Source organism: Magnetospirillum sulfuroxidans (assembly GCF_018224925.1).
GTDB classification, from domain to species: domain Bacteria; phylum Pseudomonadota; class Alphaproteobacteria; order Rhodospirillales; family Magnetospirillaceae; genus Magnetospirillum; species Magnetospirillum sulfuroxidans.
On sequence record NZ_JAGTUF010000001.1, the window covers coordinates 442,646 to 467,187 of the forward strand.

General features: G+C 60.1%; 21 protein-coding genes and 2 tRNA genes. 13 read left to right on the forward strand and 10 right to left on the reverse strand.

What is annotated here, in order from left to right:
- Positions 1–6: 6 nt before the first annotated feature.
- The 6 genes from KEC16_RS02035 (at position 7) to KEC16_RS02060 (ending at position 5,458) form a co-directional block, all read left to right on the forward strand.
- Complete coding sequence (locus tag KEC16_RS02035; protein WP_211545981.1) at positions 7–1,218, forward strand: NnrS family protein; 1,212 nt, start codon at positions 7–9, stop codon at positions 1,216–1,218.
- 66 nt (positions 1,219–1,284) lie between these two features.
- Positions 1,285–1,746, forward strand: a complete 462-nt coding sequence (locus KEC16_RS02040; protein ID WP_211545982.1) for a hypothetical protein — start codon at positions 1,285–1,287, stop codon at positions 1,744–1,746.
- 186 nt (positions 1,747–1,932) lie between these two features.
- Positions 1,933–2,769, forward strand: coding sequence for an electron transfer flavoprotein subunit beta/FixA family protein (locus tag KEC16_RS02045; protein WP_211545983.1), 837 nt, complete (start codon positions 1,933–1,935; stop codon positions 2,767–2,769).
- Complete coding sequence (locus tag KEC16_RS02050) at positions 2,766–3,866, forward strand: electron transfer flavoprotein subunit alpha/FixB family protein (RefSeq protein ID WP_211545984.1); 1,101 nt, start codon at positions 2,766–2,768, stop codon at positions 3,864–3,866. The genes KEC16_RS02045 and KEC16_RS02050 overlap by 4 nt, the downstream gene beginning before the upstream one ends.
- Positions 3,867–3,878: 12 nt before the next feature.
- The gene (locus KEC16_RS02055; RefSeq protein WP_211545985.1) at positions 3,879–5,177 is read left to right on the forward strand and encodes an FAD-dependent monooxygenase; all 1,299 of its coding nucleotides are present in this window, start codon (positions 3,879–3,881) and stop codon (positions 5,175–5,177) included.
- Positions 5,174–5,458: a ferredoxin family protein gene (locus tag KEC16_RS02060; RefSeq protein ID WP_211545986.1), complete on the forward strand. Its 285-nt coding sequence runs from the start codon at positions 5,174–5,176 to the stop codon at positions 5,456–5,458. Before KEC16_RS02055 ends, KEC16_RS02060 begins: the two co-directional genes overlap by 4 nt.
- On the opposite strand, the gene KEC16_RS02065 is transcribed toward KEC16_RS02060, so the two are convergent.
- From KEC16_RS02065 to KEC16_RS02095, 7 genes are all read right to left on the reverse strand, one after another.
- Positions 5,459–7,048, reverse strand: coding sequence for a trypsin-like peptidase domain-containing protein (locus tag KEC16_RS02065; RefSeq protein WP_211545987.1), 1,590 nt, complete (start codon positions 7,046–7,048; stop codon positions 5,459–5,461).
- 63 nt (positions 7,049–7,111) lie between these two features.
- On the reverse strand, positions 7,112–8,815 hold the full coding sequence (locus tag KEC16_RS02070) for an FAD-dependent oxidoreductase (protein ID WP_211545988.1): 1,704 nt from the start codon (positions 8,813–8,815) through the stop codon (positions 7,112–7,114).
- A 15-nt stretch (positions 8,816–8,830) separates the two neighbouring features.
- On the reverse strand, positions 8,831–9,814 hold the full coding sequence (locus KEC16_RS02075; RefSeq protein WP_211545989.1) for a thiamine pyrophosphate-dependent enzyme: 984 nt from the start codon (positions 9,812–9,814) through the stop codon (positions 8,831–8,833).
- A complete protein-coding gene (locus KEC16_RS02080) occupies positions 9,811–10,974 on the reverse strand; it encodes a hypothetical protein (RefSeq protein ID WP_211545990.1) in 1,164 nt (387 codons plus the stop codon). Before KEC16_RS02080 ends, KEC16_RS02075 begins: the two co-directional genes overlap by 4 nt.
- Entirely contained in the window at positions 10,967–11,533 is a 567-nt protein-coding gene (locus tag KEC16_RS02085; protein ID WP_211545991.1) for a 2-oxoacid:acceptor oxidoreductase family protein, read from the reverse strand. The genes KEC16_RS02080 and KEC16_RS02085 overlap by 8 nt, the downstream gene beginning before the upstream one ends.
- A gap of 97 nt (positions 11,534–11,630) precedes the next feature.
- Positions 11,631–11,705 (reverse strand) — tRNA-Asn (locus KEC16_RS02090).
- A 70-nt stretch (positions 11,706–11,775) separates the two neighbouring features.
- Positions 11,776–11,849: transfer RNA gene (locus KEC16_RS02095), tRNA-Cys, on the reverse strand.
- 214 nt (positions 11,850–12,063) lie between these two features.
- On the opposite strand from KEC16_RS02095, the gene KEC16_RS02100 reads away from it, so the two are divergent.
- From KEC16_RS02100 to KEC16_RS02120, 5 genes are all read left to right on the forward strand, one after another.
- Complete coding sequence (locus KEC16_RS02100) at positions 12,064–12,717, forward strand: protein-L-isoaspartate O-methyltransferase family protein (RefSeq protein WP_211545992.1); 654 nt, start codon at positions 12,064–12,066, stop codon at positions 12,715–12,717.
- 291 nt (positions 12,718–13,008) lie between these two features.
- On the forward strand, positions 13,009–14,385 hold the full coding sequence (locus tag KEC16_RS02105; protein ID WP_211545993.1) for a TolC family outer membrane protein: 1,377 nt from the start codon (positions 13,009–13,011) through the stop codon (positions 14,383–14,385).
- Positions 14,386–14,513: 128 nt separating this feature from the next.
- The gene (locus KEC16_RS02110) at positions 14,514–15,179 is read left to right on the forward strand and encodes a DUF2497 domain-containing protein (RefSeq protein WP_211545994.1); all 666 of its coding nucleotides are present in this window, start codon (positions 14,514–14,516) and stop codon (positions 15,177–15,179) included.
- 105 nt (positions 15,180–15,284) lie between these two features.
- Positions 15,285–17,948 carry a valine--tRNA ligase gene (locus KEC16_RS02115; RefSeq protein ID WP_211545995.1) on the forward strand — a complete coding sequence of 888 codons (2,664 nt, stop codon included), beginning with the start codon at positions 15,285–15,287 and terminating at the stop codon, positions 17,946–17,948.
- A gap of 120 nt (positions 17,949–18,068) precedes the next feature.
- Positions 18,069–19,997: a diguanylate cyclase domain-containing protein gene (locus KEC16_RS02120; protein ID WP_211545996.1), complete on the forward strand. Its 1,929-nt coding sequence runs from the start codon at positions 18,069–18,071 to the stop codon at positions 19,995–19,997.
- A gap of 25 nt (positions 19,998–20,022) precedes the next feature.
- Here the strand turns inward: KEC16_RS02120 and KEC16_RS02125 are convergent, their stop codons facing one another.
- The 3 genes from KEC16_RS02125 to KEC16_RS02135 form a co-directional block, all read right to left on the reverse strand.
- On the reverse strand, positions 20,023–20,442 hold the full coding sequence (locus KEC16_RS02125; protein WP_211545997.1) for a bacteriohemerythrin: 420 nt from the start codon (positions 20,440–20,442) through the stop codon (positions 20,023–20,025).
- A 61-nt stretch (positions 20,443–20,503) separates the two neighbouring features.
- Complete coding sequence (locus KEC16_RS02130) at positions 20,504–21,145, reverse strand: uracil-DNA glycosylase (RefSeq protein WP_211545998.1); 642 nt, start codon at positions 21,143–21,145, stop codon at positions 20,504–20,506.
- A complete protein-coding gene (locus tag KEC16_RS02135) occupies positions 21,142–21,711 on the reverse strand; it encodes a LabA-like NYN domain-containing protein (protein ID WP_211545999.1) in 570 nt (189 codons plus the stop codon). The genes KEC16_RS02130 and KEC16_RS02135 overlap by 4 nt, the downstream gene beginning before the upstream one ends.
- A gap of 178 nt (positions 21,712–21,889) precedes the next feature.
- Here KEC16_RS02135 and rpoZ point away from each other — a divergent pair, with 178 nt between their 5' ends.
- Both rpoZ and KEC16_RS02145 read left to right on the forward strand, forming a co-directional pair.
- Positions 21,890–22,276 (forward strand): DNA-directed RNA polymerase subunit omega, encoded by a 387-nt coding sequence (gene rpoZ / locus KEC16_RS02140; protein WP_211546000.1) that lies wholly within the window; start codon positions 21,890–21,892, stop codon positions 22,274–22,276.
- A 92-nt stretch (positions 22,277–22,368) separates the two neighbouring features.
- On the forward strand, positions 22,369–24,525 hold the full coding sequence (locus KEC16_RS02145) for a RelA/SpoT family protein (protein ID WP_211546001.1): 2,157 nt from the start codon (positions 22,369–22,371) through the stop codon (positions 24,523–24,525).
- The last annotated feature ends 17 nt before the right edge of the window (positions 24,526–24,542 follow it).

The following is a 24,542-nucleotide window of genomic DNA, read 5'->3' on the forward strand; positions in this document are numbered from 1 at the left end:
CCATCCATGGCAACCATTCCCCTGCAAGAACCGGTTTATCGCGGTCATTCCGGGCCTGTTTTCTTTGCTGGCGGCTTTCGCCCGTTTTTTCTGTTCACCGCCTTGCAGGCGTTTTTGTCCTTGCCGCTGTGGTTGGCCGTCTATGTCGGCGGTGTGTCGTTGGATCTGCCCTTTGCCGCCGCCTTGTGGCATGGACACGAAATGGTGTTCGGCTTTGCCGGCGCGGCGATCGCCGGGTTCCTGCTTACCGCTGTCCCCAATTGGACCAACAGCCATCACATCAGCGGCAAGCCGTTGATGCTGTTGTTCTTCCTTTGGCTGGCCGGACGATTGGCGTTCACGCTGTCCGGTTTCCTGCCGGCGGTGCTGGTCGCGCTTGTTGATCTGTCCTTTCTGCCGTTGCTGGCCATGATGATGGCGCGGCCGCTTTTGTCGGCGGGCAAATGGCGCAATATCGCCTTTCTGCCGATCTTGGCCCTGTTCACCCTGGCCAACCTGTCCGTGCATCTGCACATCTTGTTCGGTCTGGGGGACGGCATGACCGGCGTGTATGCCGGCCTGACCATGGTTCTGACCATGATTGCCATTGTCGGTGGCCGGATCATTCCGTCCTTTACCCAGAACTGGTTGCGGATGCAGGGACATGCCATCGAAGTCACGCCGTTGGCATGGCTGGAAAAGGGGGGGGCCGTCGGCTCGGTGGTGGTGGGGATGGTCTTGGCCATGGCGGCGCCGACTTCAATCCTCGCCGGCATCGTTTTGCTGCTGGCGGCGTCGATCCATGCTCTGCGCCTGGGACGGTGGCACGGCGCCAAGACGGCGAAAAGTCCCATTCTCTGGGTGTTGCATGTGGGCTATGGCTGGCTGGTGTTGGGATTGGCGTTGCTGGGATCGTCCAGCTTTTTCCCGGCTTTGCCGATGTCGGCCGCGCTCCACGCTTTGACCGCCGGCTGCGTCGGCACCATGATCATGGCGGTGATGAGCCGCGCCGCGCTTGGTCATTCCGGCCGGCAGCTGCTGGTGTCGCCGCTGATCGTCGTAGCCTACGTCTTGCTGTCACTGGGGGCATTGCTGCGGGTGGTGGCGCCGATTCTGTCTGATGCGCAAATGGCCCTGACTCATGCCGGCGGTTCGCTGTGGGCTTTGGCTTGGGGCCTGTTCGTCTGGGTGTACTTTCCCATCCTGACCCGGCCGCGGGCCGATGGCCGGCCGGGTTAATGCTTGCCAGGGGATGCCTTGCTTTGGGATAGTGCCAGTCTGTCACGAAGTGGGGAATGTAGTCGGATGGATTGGAGAATTCGCGTCGTAACCCTGGCCGGGGTGGTGGCGGTTGCCGCTTGCGCCTCGGTCATCGGATCGACGGAATCGGCGGTGCAGATTCGCACCAATCCCGCTCAGGCTCGCTGTGATCTCAAGGGACGCGAATTCACCGCTTCGGTGCAGAGTCCGGCCGAGGTGGTGATCCCCCATTCCGCCGCCCCGGTAACGGTCAATTGCGTGGCGCCGGGCTTTCGCCCCACCTCTTATACCCTGGACGCTCGTAGTGATGGCTGGATTTGGGGCAATTCGGCGTTCATGGTGGCGACCGGCGGCATTGCCGTATTGGGCGCCCTGGTCGATGAAAGCCGGGGGGCGGGTCGCAATTACGCCGAAGAAGTCCAATATGATTTGGTGCCGGACAAGGCCCGCCCCATCCGTGCCCGCAATCGTTCCGGCGATGTCGATTTACAGCTTCAGGCGCGATGATCCCGATAAAGACGCATGACACCCATTCGGTCCGCGCCTGTCGGTGGGTTCGGAGGGCGTGCTATCAACGACTTGGCATTGGATTACCGCTTTACTCCGGGGCGGCCTTGCTGAATAAACACGGGGTTCTTTATTAGGGATTGGCTCCGACCGCACCAGGGCGCGGTTGGCGGGAAAGGGAACGAAATGCATATCGTCGTCTGCATCAAGCAGGTTCCGGACAGCGCGCAAATTCGCGTTCATCCGGTCACCAACACCATCATGCGCCAGGGTGTGCCGACCATCATCAATCCCTATGACCTGTTTTCCCTGGAAGAGGCGCTTCGCCTGCGCGACCAGTTTGGCGGCAAGGTCACGGTGATCACCATGGGGCCGAAAATGGCCATCGAGGCGCTGAAGAAGTGCATCAGCTATGGCGCTGATGACGCTATCTTGCTGACCGACAAGGTGTTTGCCGGCTCTGATACCCTGGCGACGTCGTTCGCCTTGGCTTCGACCATCGCCAAGATTGGTGAAACCCAGCCCGTCGATATGGTGTTTTGCGGCAAGCAGACCATCGACGGTGATACCGCTCAGGTGGGGCCGGGCATCGCCCGTCGTCTGGGCATGCAGCAATTGACCTATGTGGCCCAGGTGGAAACGGTCGATCTGGAAAAGCGCGAAATCGTCGCCCATCGTCGCTCCGAAGGCGGGGTGCAAGTGCTTCAAACCAAGTTGCCGTGTCTGGTGACCATGCTTGAGGGCACCAATACCATGCGCTTTGGCACCATGGAGGATCTGTTCCGTGCCGCCCGTTACGAGGTGGCGGAATGGGATCACAAGGCCGCCGGCATCACCGCCACCACCCAATGCGGCCTCAAGGGCTCGCCCACCGTGGTGAAAAAGGTGTTCGCGCCGCCAGCCAAGGCGGTGAAAGCGGAGATGATCAAGACCGAGGACAAGAGCGCGCGCGAAGTCGCCGATGCCCTGCTGAACAGCGTCTTCGCCAAACACCCCAAGCTTGAGATGGAGATCGGACAATGAGCGCCGAGGACCAGGATCAGGAACAGACCCCCGTCGCCGCTGCTCCGCGTCGTGGCGCCGGCGCGGATCTCAGCGTCTATCACGGTGTCTGGGTGTTCGTCGAACTGGAACGCGGCAAGGTTCACCCGGTGTCGTGGGAATTGCTGGGCGAGGGGCGCAAATTGGCCACTCATCTGGGGGTGCCGTTATCGGGCGTCGTCTTGGGCCCGGATGCTCCGGCGACCTTGGCCGCTTGCGACGAAGCGTGCGAATACGGCGCCGACACCGTCTATCTGATGCGCGGCGAGGTGCTGAGCGATTACCGCACCGATCCCTATACCGCCGGACTGACCGATCTGGTCAGTACCTTCAAGCCGGAAATCATGTTGCTGGGCGCCACCACCTTGGGCCGCGATCTGGCCGGGGCCCTGGCCACCACCTTGGCCACCGGGCTGACCGCCGATTGCACCGAATTGCGGATCGACGACGAGACCCGCTCGCTGGCTGCGACCCGTCCGACCTTTGGCGGTTCTTTGCTTTGCACTATCCATACGCTGGAATATCGGCCGCAAATGGCCACCATCCGCCCGCGCGTCATGGCCATGCCCGATCGTGTTGCCGGTAAGCGCGGCGCCATCATCGAGCATCAGCCGAAAGTGGCGGAAGAAGACGTCATCACCAAGATCTTATCCTTCATCCCCGATTCGGATGCGGAAAAAGCCCAATTGGCCTATGCCGACATCGTCGTCGCCGGCGGCCGCGGCCTGGGCAAGCCCGAGAATTTCAAGCTGGTGCAAGATTTGGCCGCGGTTCTGGGCGGGGATTACGGCGGGTCGCGTCCGGTCACCCACGCCGGCTGGATTGCCGCCGATCGCCAGATCGGCCAGACCGGCAAGACCATTCGTCCCAAGCTGTATATCGCCGCCGGCATTTCCGGCGCCATTCAGCACCGGGTGGGGGTGGAAGGGGCCGATATCATCATCGCCATCAACAGCGATCCCAACGCCCCCATCTTCGATTTTGCCACCTACGGCATCGTTGGCGATGCGTTGCAAATCCTGCCGGCCCTGACCGAAGCGCTGCAAGAGCGTTTGGCGGCCCGCAAGGCGGCTCAATAGGAGATAAGAACAATGGCCGAGAAATTTGACGCCATCGTCATCGGCGCCGGACCTTCGGGCAACGCCGCCGCCCTGGTCATGGCGCGGGCTGGTCTGAAGGTGCTGCAACTCGAGCGTGGGGAATATCCCGGTTCGAAAAACGTCCAAGGCGCCATTCTTTATGCCGAGGCGCTGGAACAGGTCATCCCCAATTGCCGCCGTCAGGCGCCGCTGGAACGCCCGATCATCGAGCAACGCATGTGGGTTCTTGATGACGAAACCTATGTGGGGTCGAATTATCGCGGGGTGAAGAAAAAGGACGAGCCGCCGACCCGCTATACGGTTATTCGCGCCAACATCGACCGCTGGATGTCGAAAAAGGCCACCGATGCCGGCGTGCTGCTGATCTGCGAAGCCACCGTCTTGGACTTGATCCAACAAGACGGCAAGGTGATTGGCGTCCGCACCGATCGCGTCGGCGGCGATATCTTGGCCGATGTCGTTGTTCTGGCCGATGGCGTCAACTCGCTGATCGCCACCAAGGCCGGTCTGCGCCCGACGATCAAGGCTGCCGATGTCGCCTTGGCGGTCAAGGAAATGCATTTCCTGCCCAAGGAAGTGATCGAGCAACGCTTTAACATCGCCAATGACGAGGGCGTCGTCATCGAGCTGTTCGGCAAGATCACCAAGGGCATGATGGGGACCGGCTTCTTGTACACCAACCGCGAATCCATCGCGTTGGGCATCGGCTGCATGGCCGATGATTTCAAGAAAGGCGGCATCACCCCCTATGATTTGCTGGACGCCATGAAGATGCATCCGGCGATCAAGCCGTTGATCGCGGGGTCAGAGGTCAAGGAATATTCCGCCCATCTGATCCCCGAGGGCGGCTACAAGGCCATTCCCCAGGTCCATGGCAATGGCTGGCTGATCGTTGGTGATTCCGGTGGTTTCGTCAATGCGGTGCACCGTGAAGGGTCCAATCTGGCGATGACGTCGGGCCGTCTGGCGGCCGAGACCATCTTGAAGCTGAAGGAAGAGGGCAAGCCGTTCACGGCCCCCCATCTGGCGGCCTATCGGAAGGCGCTGGAAGAAAGCTTTGTCATGAAAGATTTGAAGAAATACAGGAACATGCCTGAGATTTTTCATGCAAATCCTCAATTCTTCACCACCTATCCCGAGCTTCTTAACAAGGCTGCCGCCACCATCCTTAAGGTCGATGGCATCGACAAGAAGAGTAAGGAAAAGGAAATCGCCGGCGAATTCGTCAAGCGCCGTTCGCGTCTGGGGTTGCTGGGTGACGCCATCAAGCTGGTGAGGTCGTTCCGATGAGCAAAGTCGAAGAAAAGCTTTTCGAGAATCGCTATCGTGTCGATGAGGGCCGGCCCCACATCAGCATCATCAGTGCCGATGTGTGCGAGGGGCAGTGCACGGCCAAGCAATGCACCTATTGCTGTCCCGCCGCGTGTTACGCATTAGAGAACGGCAAGGTGGTGCTGACCACCGACGGATGCCTGGAATGTGGCACCTGTCGGGTGATCTGCGACGATAATTTCAACATTGAATGGACCTATCCGCGCGGCGGCTTCGGTATTCTTTACAAGTTCGGCTGATCAGCCTTCGCATTCGACGAAGACGGCGACCTTACGGATGATGTCGCCGACATCGGCCACCGATAGGATCGGGCCGGCGGGGGCGCTGTCGAAGTTGACGCCGTTATCGGTCATGAACTTGCGCGCCAGTTCCGCCTTGATGGCGAAGTTGACGTTTTGCGGGATCGCGCCGGAAGCATCGGCGACCTTCATGGCATTGAGCGTCGAAACAACGATGCCGACCACATTGCCGTTCATATCGGCCAAGGGGCCGCCGGAATTGCCGCGCTGGATCGGCGCGGTGACTTGGTAATGGCGTTTGTCGCCCCGCAGACCGTTCATGGCGCTAATGACGCCGGCGGTGATGTTGGGTTCGCGTGACAGCAGCGCCGACAAAGGGAAGCCGACGGCGACGACATTGTCACCCGACCGCATGGGGGCGCCATCGCGGAAATGGGCGGTGTCGGCGGGGCGGAACGTGGTGTTCAGGACCGCCAGATCATTAACGTCGTCGCGGGCCAGCAGACTGGCGGGTTGGGCTTGGGTGCCGTCGCCCAGGCTGACACGAATATTGCGGCATGATTTGACCACATGGGAATTGGTCAACACGGTGCCGTCGCGATTGACCATCAGGCCGGACCCGGCGGTGCGTTGGGGACGGGGCGGGGCCTTTTCCTCGGCCGTGGCGGCATCGCCGACATCGCCCGGACTGCTTTGACGGGGCGACCAATTGGCGGCTTTTTCGCTGGCCCGGCGTTCCTGATCAGGGTTGACTTGCTGGCGGGCCTTTTCCTTGGCGGCGGTGAATTTGGCCTTTTCCTTGGCTTTGGCCTGACGCTCGGCCAAAATGTAATAGTAATAGGCGGTTTCCAGGTCTTTTTCCGCGAACTTGACATGAGCCAGATTCAGCAGGGATGCCGCATCGCCCTGGGCGCCGGAACGCTCGAACCAACGCACGGCCTCGGCCCGATCCTGGGTGACGGCGTCACCGGTCCACAAGGCGGCGCCATACAAATTCTGAGCCACAAGATGACCGCGTTCGGCCGCCTTTTTCAGCCATGGTAACGCCGCGGCCTTATCGACGGGGACGCCGCGACCATGCCAATAGGCGATGCCGATGCTTTCCCAACTGGCGGAAATCCCCATATCGGCGGCACGGCGCAGGTATTCCAAGGCTTTTGCCTCGTTTTTAGCGACGCCGTTGCCGGTGAAATACAATTGGCCAAGGTTATTCAAGGCATTGGGTTGGTTTTGTTCGGCAGCGCGGCCGAACCAGATCAGGGCGCGGGCTGGATCGCGGCCGACGCCATTGCCACGAAAATATAGGCCACCCAGGGTGTTTTGGGCCAAGGCATCGCCCTTTTCCGCCGCTTCGGTCAAGAGCTTGACCGCCTGGAACAGGTCCTTGGCAAGGCCGTTGCCGTTCAATAGCATATGACCCAAGCGTGATTGGGCGACGGTGTCGCCGGTTTTCGCCAGGGGTTCAAATTCGCGCAGGGCGACCGGCCAGTCCTTACGCTGATAGGCGGAAAGGCCTTCATCGATACCGGCCCAGGCGTCCGCGGCGATCAGGCCCAACGCGAAAACCAGCATGGCGGGTCGTTTCATCATTACCTGCGTCCTCGATAAATTCCGACGCAGAGTATCCACCGTGCCGGCCGCTTCGCCAACCCGCTATTCGTCTTCGCTCATGGCGATAAAGCCGCACGGGCATTCCTTGGCGCACAGGCCGCACCCTTTACAGAAATCATAATCGAACAGGTAATGACTGCCGTCCGAGGCGGTTTCCATCGTCTTTAGCACGGCATTGTCAGGGCACAAGGTCCAGCAATTATCGCAAGCAAGGCAATTGCCGCAGGAAAAGCAGCGTTGCGCCTCGGCCAAGGCGTCAACCGTATTCGGACCGCCTTCAATTTCGCTGCTGTCGTCACGTTTTTCCAGCGGCAGGGTCGACAATTCGATACGGGGACTGGATTCGTAATAAGACAGGTTCAGCGCGGTGTAGGGTAAGGCCGGGCGCTTTTCCTCGTCGGCATCGCGGCCCGACAGCAAGGCATCGATGCCTTCGGCGGCACGACGGCCATCGCCGATGGCGGCGCTGACCGTGCCGCTGGAATGGCCTTTTATCCCGTCGCGGGCATCGCCGCCGGCAAACAGGCCAGGATGGCCGTTGACCTGACCAAAGCGATCGACCCCCAGATAATCTTTCTGGCGCAAAATCGCTTCTAATCCGGTGGGATCGACCACTTCGCCGATAGCCGGAACCACCATGTCCACATGCAAGACGGTTTCAGTGCCTTCAAACGAGACGCGGGCCTTGTGACCATTGCCGTCGGGGAGTTTCTTCAGACGCACCATTTCGACACCGACCACCTTGGAACCGCGCATGATCAGGCGGTTGATGGTGCGATGGGGGTGGAACTGCACCCCTTCCTCGATGGCTTGTTCCAATTCACGCGGCACCACGTTCAAAACGTCATCGCTTTCGGTCCCCGGACCGGGGAGACCCGAGGCGGTGACCACATGAACATCGCGCACGCCGGCGCGGCGCATGATTCGGGCCAAATCGACGGCGGTGTTGCCGCCACCGTGAATGACCACGGCGTTGGGGTGGGGCAGGGCGCCGACCGCCAGCCATTCCCGCAACAGCGCTAAACCTTCGTGCAAATCGGCGGGGACGGCGCCGTCCACATCCCAGTGACGGCTTTTGCCGGCGCCGATTCCAAGGAAAACAGCGTCGAATTCCGACCGCAAATCATCCAAGCTGACGTCGCGGCCCAAGGCGGTGCGGGGGCGAAATTCAATCCCCAGCGACAACAGGCGCCCGATCTCGGCGTCGATGATCGACCGCGGCAAGCGGGTGGGGGGGATGGCGGAACGCAATAAACCACCCGGCTCGGGCAGGGAATCGAACAGAACGACGTTGAATTTCCGCTGCGCCAGATGATAGGCCGCCGATAAGCCGGCGGGACCGGCGCCGACCACCGCGACCCGTTCCGGGCGCGCATCGCCGGCGCGGCGGGGATAGGGCCAGTTGTGGCGGATCGCCTCGTCACCCAGCCAGCGTTCAATCCCGTGGATGGCGATGGGTTGATCGTACTGGCCGCGATTGCAGGCGCTTTCGCACGGATGCGGGCAGACCCGACCGCTGATTGCCGGCAAGGGGTTGGTGGTGACCAGCCTTTCCCACGCCTGTTGGGGCTTGCCCTCTTGCAACAAGGCCAGCCAGGCTTGCTGGTCTTCCCCTGCCGGACAAGCGCCGTGGCATGGCGCGGTGGCGTGAACGTGGACCGGCTTGGCACTGCGCCACGTCCCGGTCTTGAAGGCCAGGGACGAGCCGGCTTGGGCGAAAGCGCCGCGATTCATCGGTGTGGGCATGGCTTTTCCCCTGTCTCAGGCTCGGGCCGGGCCGCCGCGACGAACCGTATCGGCGCCGTCGGCGTCGAAGGGGTCATCGCCGTCGCCGGTCAGGCCGTAACGTTCGACGTTGTAATCGGCCAAGGCCTGCAAATGCTCGCGCTCTTCGCGCGCCCGGTGATCGTCGTCAACAAACAGATGACGAAAGCGGGTTTGCAAACGCAGATACTCGGTGACCGGTGCTTTCTGGCGTAGCGGCATGACCGAAGCCACTTCGCCGCGTTCCAGTTCCACCAGCGGGAACAAGCCACATTGCACCGCTAAGCGGGCTACCTGGATTGTTTCGCTACCGTCATGACCCCATCCCAACGGACAAGGAGAGTGCACCAGCAAGAAAGTGGGGCCGTCGATTTCCATGGCCCGACGAACCTTGCGCCGCAGGTCTTGCGGATAGGCGACCGAGGCGCTGGCGGCATAGGGGATGTGATGGGCGGCGATGATCGACAGCAAATCCTTTTTCAGGTGCCGTTTGCCCATCCGTTCCTTGCCCGGCGGCGAGGTGGTGGTCATGGCCGCATGCGGGGTCGAGCTTGATCGTTGAATACCGGTATTCATATACGCTTCGTTATCGTAACAGACGTAGAGAACGTTGTGCATGCGCTCCAACATGCCTGACAACGCCTGAAAGCCGATGTCGAAGGTGCCGCCATCGCCGCCCATGGCGATGACCTTGCTGCGGCGGCCCTGGGCCTTGAGCGCGGCTTCGACGCCAGAGGCGATGGCGGCGGAATTCTCGAACAAGGAATGCAGCCATGGCACCCGCCATGCCGATTGCGGCCACGAAGTGGTGAATACTTCCAGGCAGCCGGTGGCATTGGTCAAGATGACATCGGGGCCGGCGGCTTCGGTGACCAGGCGAGCCGCCAGGGCCTCGCCACAGCCCTGGCAGGCGCGATGACCCGCTTCCAGGCCGCGAAACCGTGGTTGACGCGAACGGGGGTCGTTGGGGGTTTGGTTCATGACGCATCTCCCAGCTTGGCCGGTTCAAGGTCAAGGATACGAAACCCCGCGTCCTCGGCCGGAACATTCAGCAGGCGCCCCCACATTTCCATCGGCACATCGCGGCCCCCCAAGCCGATGGCGACATTATGAATACGCGGCGCCTGGGTCATGCCCGACAGGGCGGCCCTGATTTCCCCGCCCAGAACACCACCGAAACCAGGAGAAATTGCCCGATCAACCACCACCAGATCGCTTAAGCCGTCACAAGCTTGACGCAGGGAATCGACCGGCAGCGGACGGAACGCCCGTAGATTGATCAATCGGCCCGGCGCGCTGGTTTGCGTCCCCTCCATCGCCGCCCGGAAGGTCGAGACCAGCGACCCCATGGCCAGCACGCCGATCCTGGCGTCTTTTGGTCCTTCCACCGTCAGCAAGCCGCCGGCCGAGCGCCCGCTCAGCTCCTGCCATTGGCGATCCGCGTCAACAATGATTGACGCGGCGTCGAGCAGGGCCTGATGGGCCAGATGGCGGGTTTCGGAAAAATATTCCGGCCCAACCAGAGTCCCCAGGGACAAAGGATTGCGAGGGTCAAGCATGCGGCCGAAATGAAATGGCGGCAGGTATTGATCGACCATATCCTGGTCGGGGATTTCCAGGGTCTCCAGGGTATGGGTCAGAACGAATCCGTCCATGCACACCATCACCGGCAATTCGGCGGCTTCAGCGATGCGAAAAGCCTGGATCGAGGTATCCACCGCTTCTTGGTTGTCGGCGCAATGTAATTGAATCCAGCCGCAATCCCGCACCGCCATGGAATCGGAATGATCGTTCCAGATATTGATCGGGGCGCCGATGGCCCGATTGGCGCAGGTCAGGACCACCGGCAGGCGCATGCCCGAGATATTGAACAGCACCTCGGTCATCAACAAGATGCCCTGCGACGACGACGCGGTATAGGCGCGCGATCCCGCCGCCGAGGCCCCCAAGGCGACCGAGGCGGCGGAAAACTCGCTTTCCACACTGACCAATTCGGTGTGCAGCTTGCCGTCGGCAACCAATTTCGAGATGTTCTCGACGATATGGGTTTGCGGGGTGATGGGATAGGCGGCGACCACGCCGGGCCGACAGCGGGCGACGGCGCGGGCGACAGCGGCCGAGCCTTCCAGGGCTTCAAGCATGGGCGATCTCCTTCCATGCCCCGGCCGCGACGTGATGGGTCACGGCCTCGATCAGGCGGGTGTTGCGGTCAAGAACATCGCCCTTGAAGCGATGCGCCAGCGCCTTGACCAGCGCTTCTGCCGGCATCAAGCCGGTCAGCGCCAAAAAGGCCGACAGCAACGCCACATTGGGAACCGGGCGGCCCAGGATATCTTGGGCCAGGGCGGTCGCCGGCAGGGCGGTCATCGGGCGGGCGTATTCCTGTGTCAACTCGGCTGACGTCCGGGGGGAATTGACCAAGATGCCGCCCCCGGCGATCAGGCCATCCAGCGTCGCCGGGATATGGAGCAGGCCGGCATCTTGCACCACCAGAAAAGCCGGGGTGGCGACTTGGCAGCGGCGGCGGATCGGGTGATCGGCGATGCGGACGAAGGCGGTGACCGGCGCCCCGCGCCGTTCGGCGCCGAAGGATGGAAAGGCTTGGCAATGTCGGCCAGTCTCGAATGCCGCCGTGGCCAGCAAATAAGCCGCGACAACGTTTCCCTGGCCGCCGCGTCCGTGTATCCGGACTTCGATCATGGCGGTTCTCCGGACGTAATTTCCCTCTCTGGAAAATAAGCTTACGCCCGGATCAAACAAACGAAAAGGCCGGACCCTTACGGGTCCGGCCTTTCTTTGGCTCCGGAGGAGGGATTCGAACCCCCGACCAGCCGGTTAACAGCCGGCTGCTCTACCGCTGAGCTACTCCGGATCAGGAGCCTTGCCGAAGCAAGGACCTGGAAGCTCGCTCTTTCTCACGCCCGGCTTCCTAATCGAAGCGATGGAGGCCGGAGCCGGAATTGAACCGACGTTCGCGGATTTGCAGTCCGCTGCATCACCACTCTGCCATCCGGCCCACCTGCCGTCACCAGTAGTGCCCGGCGTGAGGACCGTGCTTATACGCGCCTTGTTGGTGTCGGTCAAGCAGGTGTTTTCGACTTTTTTTCATAAATCTTTCCGTCGGCGCCGGGCATTGAGTTTCGTTGGCCTGGGGATTATAAGGCGGCTTGATACCCGCCAAAAAATTTGGGCGACGCTAGCTGCGCCCCTTTGATTCTGAGGAGCCCGCGATGAACTTCTCCGCCGCACGCCATAACATGATCGAATGCCAAATTCGCACCAACCGGGTTCTCGACCCGGCGGTGATCGCCGCTTTAGCCGACATTCCACGGGAAAGTTTCGTGCCCAAGGCCATGCGTGGATTCGCCTATGTGGACGAGGATCTGGATATCGGCGGCGGCCGGGTGATCATTGAGCCGCTGGCCCTGGCCCGCCTGCTTGAGGCGGCGCGGATCAAGCCGACCGATGTCGTGCTTAATATCGGTGACGCGCCGGGCTATTCCACGGCGGTGCTGTCCCGGCTGTCGCAAACGGTGGTGTCGCTGGAATGCGACAGTGACTGGGTCGCCAAGGCCAATACATCCCTTAGCGAATTGGGCATTGATAATGCTGCCGTCGTGCAGGGTCCGCTGGATTTGGGCTATCCGGCCCAGGCCCCCTACGATGTCATTGTTTTTTCTGGGGCGATCGCCGACGTTCCGGCTTCGATTTGCCGGCAATTAGGCGAAGGCGGCCGCTTGGTCGCCATCGTCGATGGCGGGCGGGGGATCGGTCGCGGCACCTTGGTGGTGCGGGTTGGCGACACCTGGGGGCGCCGCCAATTGTTTGATGCCCGTATTCCGCTGCTGCCCGGCTTTGCCGCCAAGACCAAGTTCGTGTTCTGACATTGGCAGCAGCGTTAATCGATATCGCTTTTGCAATGAAGGTTAATGCTTCGTAAATATCCGTTCCGCCGGGCTGGTCGACAATCGACCAGCCCTTTTGTTTTCCGGCGCATGGATTTCAGCCAATTTTTAAGCCGCTCAAGGCCTGTTGCACTGACGCAACGGTTTGGTCAATTCATCTTGACTGAGGGTGCAATATTTCTTGATCTTTTGTCCTGGCTGGTTATTGTTCCAAGAGAGTCTTAGTGCCGTAGAGGGTTGGGGCGGTCTGACATTGCTGGAAGGTGCGGAATGAGGAAAGCGTGTTTATTGGCGGGCGTTGCCGCCGTCGTCGTTGGCTTGGCGGCTCCGCTGAGTGTTTCGGCTGAGACGCTGGAAGAAGTTCTGGTTTCCGCTTATGCGACGAACCCGACCTTGCTGGCGCGTCGTGCCCAATTGCGGGCCTCGGACGAAGCGGTGCCGCAGGCGCTGTCCAACTGGCGTCCGAAAGTGACGCTGAGCGGAGAAGTGGCGCGCGGTAAGTACGAAAGCAACACCAGCTCGCAAAATCGCGAGCAGGGGCGGACGTCGGAGAGCGGGACGTTGCTGATCACTCAGCCGCTTTATCGTGGTGGGCGTACCGTTGCCGAAACCCGTAAGGCCGAAGCCAATGTTTTGGCCAATCGTGCCGATTTGCAGGTCAACGAGCAGACGGTTCTGCTGAGTGCGGCCTCGGCGTATCTGGACGTGGTTCGCGATCAGGCCGTGTTAAATTTGAACGTCAATAACGAACAGGTTTTGCGCCGTCAGCTCGACGCCGCGCAGGAACGGTTCCGCGTTGGTGAAATTACCCGGACTGACGTCAGCCAGGCCGAAGCGCGCTTGGCCGGCGCCATCGCCGACCGTGCCGCGGCCGAAGGGGCGTTGCAGAACTCGCGGGCGAAATTCATCACCGTCGTCGGCCGTCCGGCCGAGGCTCCGGCCGCGCCGACCCAAGCGGTTGCCGTGCCGGGCAGCTTCGAGGAAGTCAAGGCCACCACCTTGGCCAAGAATCCCAGCGTGATCTATTCCGACTGGATCACCGAGGCGGCCAAGCACGACATTGATTTGAAATTCGGTGAGTTGCTGCCGGAACTGTCTTTGGTTGGTGAAGCCAGCCAAGGACATTCGACGTCGCAACAAGGTAACGAAACCGGGACCTTGGACGCGACTCTGAAATTGAGCATTCCGCTTTATGAGGCGGGTGACGTCTATTCCCAGGTGCGCGAGATCAAGCACACTTACGGTCGTCGCAAGATCGAGTCGGATAAGGCGCGTCGCGATGCGTTGGAAAGCGCGACCAAGGCTTGGGAAGATCTGGCTTCGAACCGGAGCAAGATCCGCTCGCTCGAAGCGCAATTGCGGGCTTCGGACATGGCTTTGGCCGGTGTCGAGGAAGAAGCCAAGGTCGGATCGCGCACTGTCTTGGACGTTTTGAACGCGGAACAGGAATTGTTCACCGCCCGCGTCAATCTGGTTCGGGCGCAACGTGACGAAACGGTCAGTGCTTTTACCTTGAAATCAGCCCTGGGCGAAATGACCGCTGACGGCTTGACGTTGCCGGTCGATGTGTACGATCCGACCAAGAACTATAACGAAGTTCGCGGTCGCTGGATCGGCACCGGAATTAACGAAAAGTACGACGAATAAGGAAGCCGGGGGCTGACAAAGCCCCCGCTTTCATTTGTGGCGATGTTGAAGATTTTAACGATTTGTCCTCATTCATTCGGCATTCTGCCTAAGGATTAGGACAAGGGGGAGCATCGGACGGTCGAATCATGAGCGACGACAAGGCCCAACAGGAACCCTCAATGGAGGATATCCTCGCCTCGATCCGACGTATCCTGTCGGAAGACGAGGCTGAGGAACAGGTGAAGGCCCCCATGCCTGAACCAGAACCCGAGCCGGAACCCGAACCGGCTCCGGCTCCTGCCCCATTGCCGCAAGACGATATCGATGCCCTGTTCGCGCAGGCGGCCCCCGAACCGGAACCCGAGCCGGAACCGCTTGTTCTGAGCGAACCGGAAGAGGACGAAGACGTTCTCGAACTGACCGAAGACATGGTTCTTGATGAACCGGAACCGGCTTTCGACATTGCCGACTTTTCGGCCGATAGCAGTGACTTTAATTTCGAGCCGGAGCCCGAGCCGGAACCCGTGGTCATGCCCCGGCGGCCGCCACCGCCGCCCATTATGGATGACGAATTGCTGGTGTCGCGCCCGGTTGCCGACCGCAGCACATCGCTATTGTCGGATCTGGCCCGCGAAATCGTGCGGGCACGGGCCATCGGTATCGGCAATGGTGGCGTGACCCTGGAAGACATGGTGCGCGAGTTGTTGCGCCCCATTCTCAAGGAATGGCTTGACGAGAACCTGCCCTACATGATCGAGCGTCTCGTTAAGAAAGAAATCGAGAAGATGGTAAACCGCGCAGAGAACCTTTAGTCTTTGCCCGTCCGAGGACAAGGCGGCCCGGGCTTTCCGGGCCGCCGTTCTTTTGTCTTCGTCAGAAATAAGTTCCCGAACACAAAGTTAAGGACCAATCCGGTCATGCTGGACAAGACGTATCGCCCGTCAGAGGTTGAGCCCAAGCACTACGAGCAATGGGAAAAGTCGGGAGCGTTCGCCGCTCGCACCGATTCCAACCGATCGCCCTACACGATCATGATGCCGCCGCCGAATGTAACCGGCAGCCTGCATATGGGCCACGCCCTCACCTTTACCTTGCAAGACGTTTTGGTCCGCTATCACCGGATGGCCGGGCGTGACGCATTGTGGCAACCGGGTACCGACCATGCCGGTATCGCCACGCAGATGGTGGTGGAACGCCAGCTCGAAGCCCAAGGGGTGACCCGTCACGACCTCGGCCGCGACAAGTTCATCGAGCGTGTTTGGGACTGGAAGGCCGAATCGGGCGGCACCATTACCCGGCAATTGCGTCGCCTGGGGGCCTCGCCCGATTGGGCGAAAGAGCGCTTCACCATGGATGAGGGCCTGTCCGACGCGGTGCGCAAGGTGTTCGTCACCTTGTACAAGCAGGGCCTGATCTATCGGGACAAGCGTTTGGTCAACTGGGACCCCAAATTGCATACCGCCATTTCCGATCTGGAAGTGGAGCAGCGGGAAGTGAAGGGCCATATGTGGCACTTCAAATATCCGGTCGAAGGCGAGGAGGGGGTGTTCATCACCGTCGCCACCACCCGTCCAGAGACCATGCTGGGCGATAGCGCCGTCGCCGTCCATCCCGAGGATGAACGTTATGCCGCGCTGGTTGGCAAGATGGTGCGTCTGCCCATCGTCGGCCGCCTGATTCCCATCGTCGCCGATGAATATTCCGATCCGACCAAGGGAACGGGCGCGGTCAAGATCACCCCAGCCCATGATTTCAACGATTTCGAGGTCGGCAAACGTCATGATTTGCCGCAGATCAACATTTTTGATCGCGACGCCAAGCTTAACGATGCGGTGCCCGAAGACTATCGGGGCATGGATCGTTACGATGCCCGCAAGAAAATAATCGCCGCCATGGAAGAGCTGGAGTTGCTCGATAAGGTCGAGCCGAATCCGCATACCGTGCCTTATGGTGATCGTTCCGGCGTCGTTATTGAACCTTGGTTGACCGATCAATGGTACGTCGATGCCCCCACCTTGGCCAAACCGGCCCTGGAAGCGGTGGAAACCGGCAAAACCAAATTCCATCCCAAGCATTGGGAAAACACTTATTACGAATGGATGCGCAACATCCAGCCGTGGTGCGTGTCGCGCCAGATTTGGTGGGGGCATCAGGTTCCCGCCTGGTATGGCCCCGATGGCCATGTCTTCGTCGAAGAGCAGGAAGCCGAGGCTTTGGCCGCCGCCGCCGCCCATTATGGCAAGGCGGTCGAGTTGACCCGCGATACCGACGTGCTCGACACCTGGTTCTCGTCGGCGCTATGGCCGTTCTCGACTTTGGGCTGGCCACAGGAAACGCCGGAACTGAAGCGTTATTACCCTACCGACGTCCTGGTGACCGGCTTCGACATCATCTTCTTCTGGGTTGCCCGGATGATGATGATGGGGCTGCATTTCATGGGCGACGTGCCGTTCAAGGACATCTATATCCACGCTCTGGTCCGCGACGAAAAGGGCCAGAAGATGTCGAAGTCCAAAGGCAACGTCATCGATCCCCTGGTGCTGATGGACAAATTCGGCTGCGACGCGGTGCGCTTCACCCTGGCTGCTTTGGCGGCCCAGGGCCGTGACATCAAGCTGGCGGAAAACCGGGTCGAGGGATATCGCAACTTCGCCACCAAGCTCTGGAACGCCGCCCGTTTTTGTCAGATGAACGAATGTGCGCCGGTTGATGGCTTCGCGCCAGATGCGGTTAAGGAAATCGTCAACCGTTGGGTTGTCGGCAAGGTCGCCGAGACCGCCGACAAGGTGGCCCAGGCTTTGGCCGGCTATCGTTACGATGCCGCCGCCAATGCGGCCTATCAATTTGTCTGGGGAACGTTCTGCGATTGGTACTTGGAATTCGCCAAGCCGATCTTTGGCGGTACCGACGAGGCGGCCAAGGCGGAAACCCGTGCTACCGCCGCCTGGGTTCTGGACAGCATCTTGCACATCCTGCATCCGTTCATGCCCTTCATCACCGAAGAATTGTGGTCGCAGATGGGGAATCGCGACACGCAATTGATGTTGCGGCCGTGGCCGGTTTTGCCGGGATTGCATGATGGCGCCGCCGAAGAGGAAATGGACTGGGTGGTTCGGATGATTTCGACCATCCGTGCCGTCCGCTCGGAAATGAACGTTCCGCCGTCGGCTCAGGTCGAGTTGTTGGCGACCGGCCTGACGGCGGCCAAGGGCGAGTGGGCCAAGACCCATGCCGATCTGATCAACCGTCTGGCGCGTCTGGCGGTTCTGGAAACCGCCGCCGATCCGCAGCGTGTGGCTCAGGCGTTCTCGCACGGGGCGGCGCAGATGGTGGTGGACGAGGCGACGCTGGTCCTGCCCTTGGCCGGTATCATCGACGTCGATAAGGAGCGGGCCCGCCTGGAAAAGGAAATCGTCCGGGTCGAGAGCGAAGTCGCCAAGGTAGACAAGAAATTCGCCAACCCCGATTTCGTTGCTCGTGCCGCCCCTGAGGTTGTCGAAGAAAATCGCGAGCGCCGTGATGAATGGATGGCCGCGAAAACCAAGTTGCAGGAAGCCTTGCAGCGTTTGTCAGGTGCCTGAGGGCTGACGGAAAAGAGAGGCGAAAGCCTCTCTTTTCATTTCCGCTGTCGCCTGAACGCTCATCCCATGCTATCACCGGAGAAACACCGCAACTGGTGGAAGAATAGGCCGGGGAGGCCAATGACCGATTTCGCCCAACGCCTGACCAGGGCTTTGACCATCCGCTATGTTGCCGTGCTGGCAATCATCGGCGTGCTGGCCATTGGCTCTTTCCTGGGGCTGGTGCGGGTTTTGATGGATGCGGAAAGCGGGACCGCCGTTGTCAACGCCGCCGTCCGGCAAAAAGCCCTGGTCGAACGCATTGCCGATCTGGCGATCCAACTGACCTTGCCCAATTTGCCGCCGCCGCAAGCGGTCAAATTAGAGCAGGAATTGCAGGCGGCTTTGGATCAGTTGGAGGCTGCGCATCAGGGGCTTGTGCTCGGCATGCCCGAGTTGAAGCGGCCACAGCCGATGTCCGTGCGGGTCAGGGCGCTGTATTTCGGTCCCGACGCCCAGATTGATCAGATCATGCGCGCCTTCCTGCGCGATGGGCGCGGGCTGGTGGTGGCGCGGCTGGGCGATCCCGGCTTCGCCGATGATTTGGCCGGCGTTCGCAGCAGCGCCAGTGGCAAGCTGGTCCACCAATTGGATGGTTTGATTGCTCTTTACCAGCAAGAAAACCTGGAACGGCTGCAACATATGTTCGGCTATCACGCCGCCGTGGTCGCCATGGTTTTGTTCTTGTTGGTGGTGTCGGCGGCGGTTGTCTTCCGCCCCATGGTGGCGCGGATCCGCGACGACATCATCCAGCGTTTGGCCATCGAAAAAAGCTTGCGCGAATCCGAGGATCGGCTGTGGCGGATGTTGCAGGAAAGTCCGATCGGGGTATCGGCGTCGCGCCGCAAAGATGGTTTGGTGGTGTTTGCCAATGCGCGCTTTTGCGAAATTCTGGGGGCTGATTCCAAAAGTCTGCTGGGCCGGCGTGCGCGCGATCTTTATGTGGATGACCGCCAATTATCGGCCATCGTGGGCGAACTCAAGCGTCAGGGGGAAATCAATGACGCCGAGGTCGAGTTCCGCCGGCTGAACGGCCAGCCCTTCCACAGCCTGCTAACCGTCAAGGCTTCCAATTTCGAGGGTGAGCCGGTCAATTTGGCTTGGATTTATGATATCTCGGCCATGAAATCGGCCGAGGAAAAGCTGAAGCTGACGGCCAAGGTGGTGGAAAGCGCCAGCGAGGCGGTGGTCATCACCAATGCCCGCAATGAAATTGAATATGTTAACCCCGCTTTTTCGACGATCACTGAATACACAGCGGATGAAGTGATCGGTCAGAACCCGGCCTTGTGGCGCTCGGGGCGGCATGACAGCGAATTTTACCAAAATATGTGGGCTGGTCTTAATGCCAATGGCCGCTGGCGGGGTGAAATCTGGAATCGCCGCAAGTCGGGCGAGTTCTACGCCGAGTGGCTATCCATCGTTGCCATCAAGGATGATGCCGGGGTGGTGACCCATTACATCGCGATCTTCTCTGACATCACCCATCGCAAGGAAGATGAGGAACGAGTCTGGCGGCAGGCCAATTTCGACGCTTTGACCGGCTTGCCCAACCGCGCCTTGTTTGTTGACCGTCTCAGTCAGGCGATCCGGCAGACGAAACGCGACGGCAAGAAATTCGCTCTGTTCTTTATTGATTTGGATGGATTTAAGCAGGTCAACGATAGCCTTGGACATGCGGCAGGCGATCTGTTGTTGCAGCAAACGGCGCAACGTTTGGTCGATTGCGTGCGGTCTTCCGATACGGTGGCCCGTTTGGCCGGCGACGAGTTTACCTGCATCGTTCAAGGTATCCACGACCACAACGACGCCTCGATGGTCGCCAGTAAAATTCTGGAACGGTTGTCGCTGCCCTTCGATCTGGAAGGACGGCAGGCCGAAATTCGAGGGTCGGTGGGCATTGCCCTTTATCCCGATGATGGCGCTGATGGCCCATCCTTGTTGAAGATGGCCGACGAAGCCATGTACCGGGTCAAACGCCGGGGGAAGAACAGCTTCGAATTCGCCTGATAGGCTGTTGTCGGGGGGAGGGAAGCTAATTCAGGCTCCGCAGGAACGGCTTGTACGGCCGATCGTTATTGCGGATGTGTTCCAGCAGCCATGACCGCAGAAAATCAGAAGTTTCAGCGATGATGCTGTCCAGATCCTTTTCGCCCTGATCCGTGCGCAGACCGTTGCTCAGGGCTTCGGCTTCGCGGATCAAGCGCTCGTGCTCTGCTTTGTGGACCACCAGCGCCGGGTAACCGTGGCGATCAAGCATGCGTTCCTCGGCGAGGAAATGGGCCCGCGTGCGCAAGATCAATCGATCCAGGCTATCGGCCAATTGGGTCGGCGGCGTTTGCGCCTGAACCTTTTCCAGGAAAAGATTGCACATATCCATCAGGTCGCGATGATCGGCATCCATGGCCGGGACGCCGAGTTCGTAGTCGCTGTTCCATTCCAGCAAGATCGCCATCACCCACCCTCAAGACATCTTCATAATCCACCATCATCTCATGGCCATTGAAAAGTTTCTCTTAATTATTAAGAGCTTCCAGCATTGTGCGGAAGGCGGCATGAAACATCTCGGTCGTCAGTCGGCCGGTATTGGTGTTGTAACGAGAGCAATGATAGCTATCGACCAGGATCAAATCCTCCGTTAGGCGGTGAAGCGCGCCATGGACGAAGGGGTGGGCGCTCTTTTTTCGCCCCAGGGTGGTCAGGGTGACATCGTGGGCATTGCGGCCAATGGCGAACAGGGCGCGCAAATTGGGCATTGCGGCGATTTCGCTGGCCAGAAAGGGCTGACAATTCTTGAATTCAGCCGGACTCGGCTTGTTTTCCGGCGGCACGCAGCGGACGGCGTTGCAGATCCGGGCGTCCTTGAGACAAAGGCCGTCATCGGCGCGCGCGCCATACGTGCCGACGGCCAAGCCGAAATGCAAGAGGCTGCTGTACAACAGCTCGCCGGCATAATCACCGGTGAACGGCCGGCCGGTGCAGTTGGCGCCGCGCAAGCCCGGCGCCAATCCGACGAACAGGATGCGGGCATCCAGCGGGCCGAAGGATTCCACCGGCCGGTTATGCCAAGCGGGAAAGGCGGCTTGATTGGCTTGGCGGAATTGCACCAGTCGGGGGCACAGGCGGCAATCCGCCGCCGGTCCGATAAAAGCGTTCACTCATCATCCTCGTGGTAGCGATCGTCGCGATGGTGTTGCTGGCCGCGGCCGATCACCTGTTCCAGGTCAAGCAGCTCCAGAAAGGTATCGGCTTGGCGGCGCAATTCGTCGGCGACCATGGGCGGCTGCGAGCGCACGGTGGAAACCACGGTGACGCGCACCCCCTTGCGCTGAATGGCTTCGACCAGACGGCGGAAATCGCCATCGCCGGAAAACAGGACGACGTGATCCAGGTGCGGGGCCATCTCCATGACATCAATGGCCAGTTCAATGTCCATGTTGCCTTTGATCTTGCGCCGGCCGGTCGCGTCGGTGAATTCCTTGGTCGGTTTGGTGACCATGGTGTAGCCGTTATAATCCAGCCAATCCACCAGCGGCCGGATGGGCGAGTATTCCTGATCCTCGATCAAGGCGGTGTAATAGAAGGCGCGGATCAGGCGCCCCTTGGTGGCGAAATGTTCCAGCAGACGCTTGTAATCAATATCAAATCCCAGCGCCTTGGCGGCGGCGTAAAGATTGGAGCCGTCGATGAACAAACCGATTCGTTCGGAATCATAGAAATGCATGATGAGTCTCGATTTCAAAACAATTGGATGTGCAGCAATGCGGACAAGGTAGGGGCACCATGCGCCCACCGCAAGAACAAAGCGGAAAGACCACTTGGTTACGCTCTTGCTTTCAGGGGGGGCACCGCTATATAAACTACACTCTTTTGCGCATGCACATTCTTATGAAGGACGGTCCATGGCCCGCGTAACGGTTGAAGATTGCGTCACTAAGGTTCCCAACCGCTTTGAGCTGGTTCTGATCGCGGCGCAGCGCGCCCGCGATATCGCCACCGGCGGCCGCATCACCATCGAGCGTGATAACGACAAGAACCCAGTGGTCGCGTTGCGTGAAATCGCTGAGGACACTGTCGAGCTGGAACATCTGCGCAATGCTCTGGTGACCGGCCTGCAAAAGCATGTGGAAGTGGACGAGCCCGAGGAAGACGAACTGGAAGCCTTCATGCCGGAAAACGACATGGGCTTCGAGAACATCGCCTCCGATGAAGACCTGGAAGACGGCGGCATGACCGTGACCGACGATCCCATGGATTTTTCCGGCGATCTGCCTGACGGCGACGAGTAAAGATCAAGGGTGGCGGCCATGGCGAGCAACCCGCGCCATGAGCCGCTGCGTAATGCTATCAAGGGTTGTCGCCGGATGGAGGTGTCAACCTGATGATGCGTCAATTCGAATTGGTCGAGCGGGTCAAATCCTACGACCCCGCCGCTGACGAAGACGCCATCAACCGCGCCTATGTCTTCGCCATGAAGATGCATGGCTCGCAATTGCGGGCCTCGGGCGATCCGTATTTCTCCCATCCCATTGAAGTGGCTGGCATCCTGACGAAATACCGTCTGGATTGCGCCTCGATCATCACCGCGCTGTTGCACGATACCATCGAGGATACGCCAGCGACGCAAGATGATATCGACCGGATGTTCGGTGTCGAAATCGGTCGTCTGGTCGATGGGGTGACCAAGCTTTCGCGCATTGAAATGCAGTCGGATCATGCCAAGCAGGCGGAAAACCTGCGCAAGCTGGTTCTGGCCATGAGCGAGGACATCCGTGTCCTGCTGGTCAAGCTGGCTGATCGCGTCCACAACATGCGGACGCTGCATTTCATTAAAAATCCGGATAAACGCCGGCGCATCGCGCTGGAAACCATGGAAATCTACGCTCCGCTGGCTGAACGCATCGGCATGCAGGAGATGAAGATGGAGCTGGAGGATCTGGCGTTCACCGAATTGCACGGTGACGCCCGCGGCTCGATCATCGCTAGGCTTAATTTCCTGCGCGAGCAAGGCGGCGATCTGATCGGCCGGATCTTGGAGGAATTGCGCAAGACCCTGGATGAAGCCGGGGTCGAGGCGGCGATATCCGGCCGGGAAAAGACGCCTTATTCCATCTGGTTGAAGATGCAGCGCAAGAATGTCGGCTTCGAACAATTGTCCGACATCATGGCTTTTCGCGTCGCCGTCGGCAGCGTCGAGGATTGCTATCGCGCCCTTGGCGTCATCCACTCCAAGTATCCGATGGTGCCGAATCGCTTCAAGGACTACATCTCGACGCCTAAACCCAATGGCTACCGGTCGCTACATACGGGTGTGTTCGGACCGGAACGGCACCGTATCGAGGTGCAGATCCGGACCCACGAAATGCACGAGGTGTCGGAACTGGGGGTTGCCGCCCACTGGAAATACAAGCAAGGCGGCAGCCGTCAGACCGATGGCCGCCAGTATCGCTGGCTCCGCGAATTGCTGGACATCTTGGAACACGCCTCGAATCCCGAGGAGTTTTTGGAACACACCAAGCTGGAGATGTTTCAAGATCAAGTGTTCTGCTTCACCCCCAAGGGTGATCTGATTTCCATGCCGTCGGGGGCGACCCCGGTCGATTTCGCCTATGCGGTGCATTCCCAGGTCGGCGACACCTGCGTCGGCGCCAAGATCAACGGCCGGATCATGCCGTTGCGCTCGCGCTTGCATAATGGTGATCAGGTGGAAATCATCACCTCGAAGGCGCAGACACCCAACCCCACCTGGGAACGCTTTGTCGTTTCCGGCAAGGCGCGCGCCCGCATCCGCCGTTTCGTCCGCACCCAGCAACGCGCCCAATATGTCGATTTGGGACGCGCCATTCTGGTTCGCGCCTTCCGTCAGGAAGGGTATGAACTGACTGAAAAGGCGTTGGAAGGGGTCTTGAAGATTTTCAAGGCGCCGTCGGTGGACGATCTTATCGCCGATGTGGGCGAGGGGACGCTGACCGGGAAGGACGTGGTTCTTCAGGTTTATCCTGAACTGAAGACCAGCCCGGCGCAGCATGCCGATAACATTGTCTTGCTCGGCCGGGCCGCCAAGGGGAATACGACCAAGCGCGACAAATCCAATGCGGTGGCCATCAAAGGCTTGATCCCCGGCATGGCCATGCATTTCGCCGGCTGCTGTCACCCGCTGCCCGGCGATCGCATCGTCGGTATCGTCAGCACCGGCAAGGGGGTTACCGTCCATACCATCGATTGCGAGAATCTTGAGCAATACGCCGAAACGCCGGAGCGTTGGCTGGATATCTCGTGGGATGCCACCGACGGCGCCGCCCATGTCGGCCGCGTCGATCTGGTGGTCGCCAACGAGCCCGGCGCGCTGTCAACGGTGACCACGGTGATCGCCAAGAACGTCGGCAACATCACCAATCTCAAGATCACCAACCGCACCACCGAATTCTTCGAGATGCTGATCGACATCGAAGTGCGCGATGTCAAGCATCTGACCAATGTCATCGCCGCGCTGCGGGCGACGCCGTCCATCAGCTCGGTCGAGCGCGCCCGCAACTGATCGCATCACAGGAAATC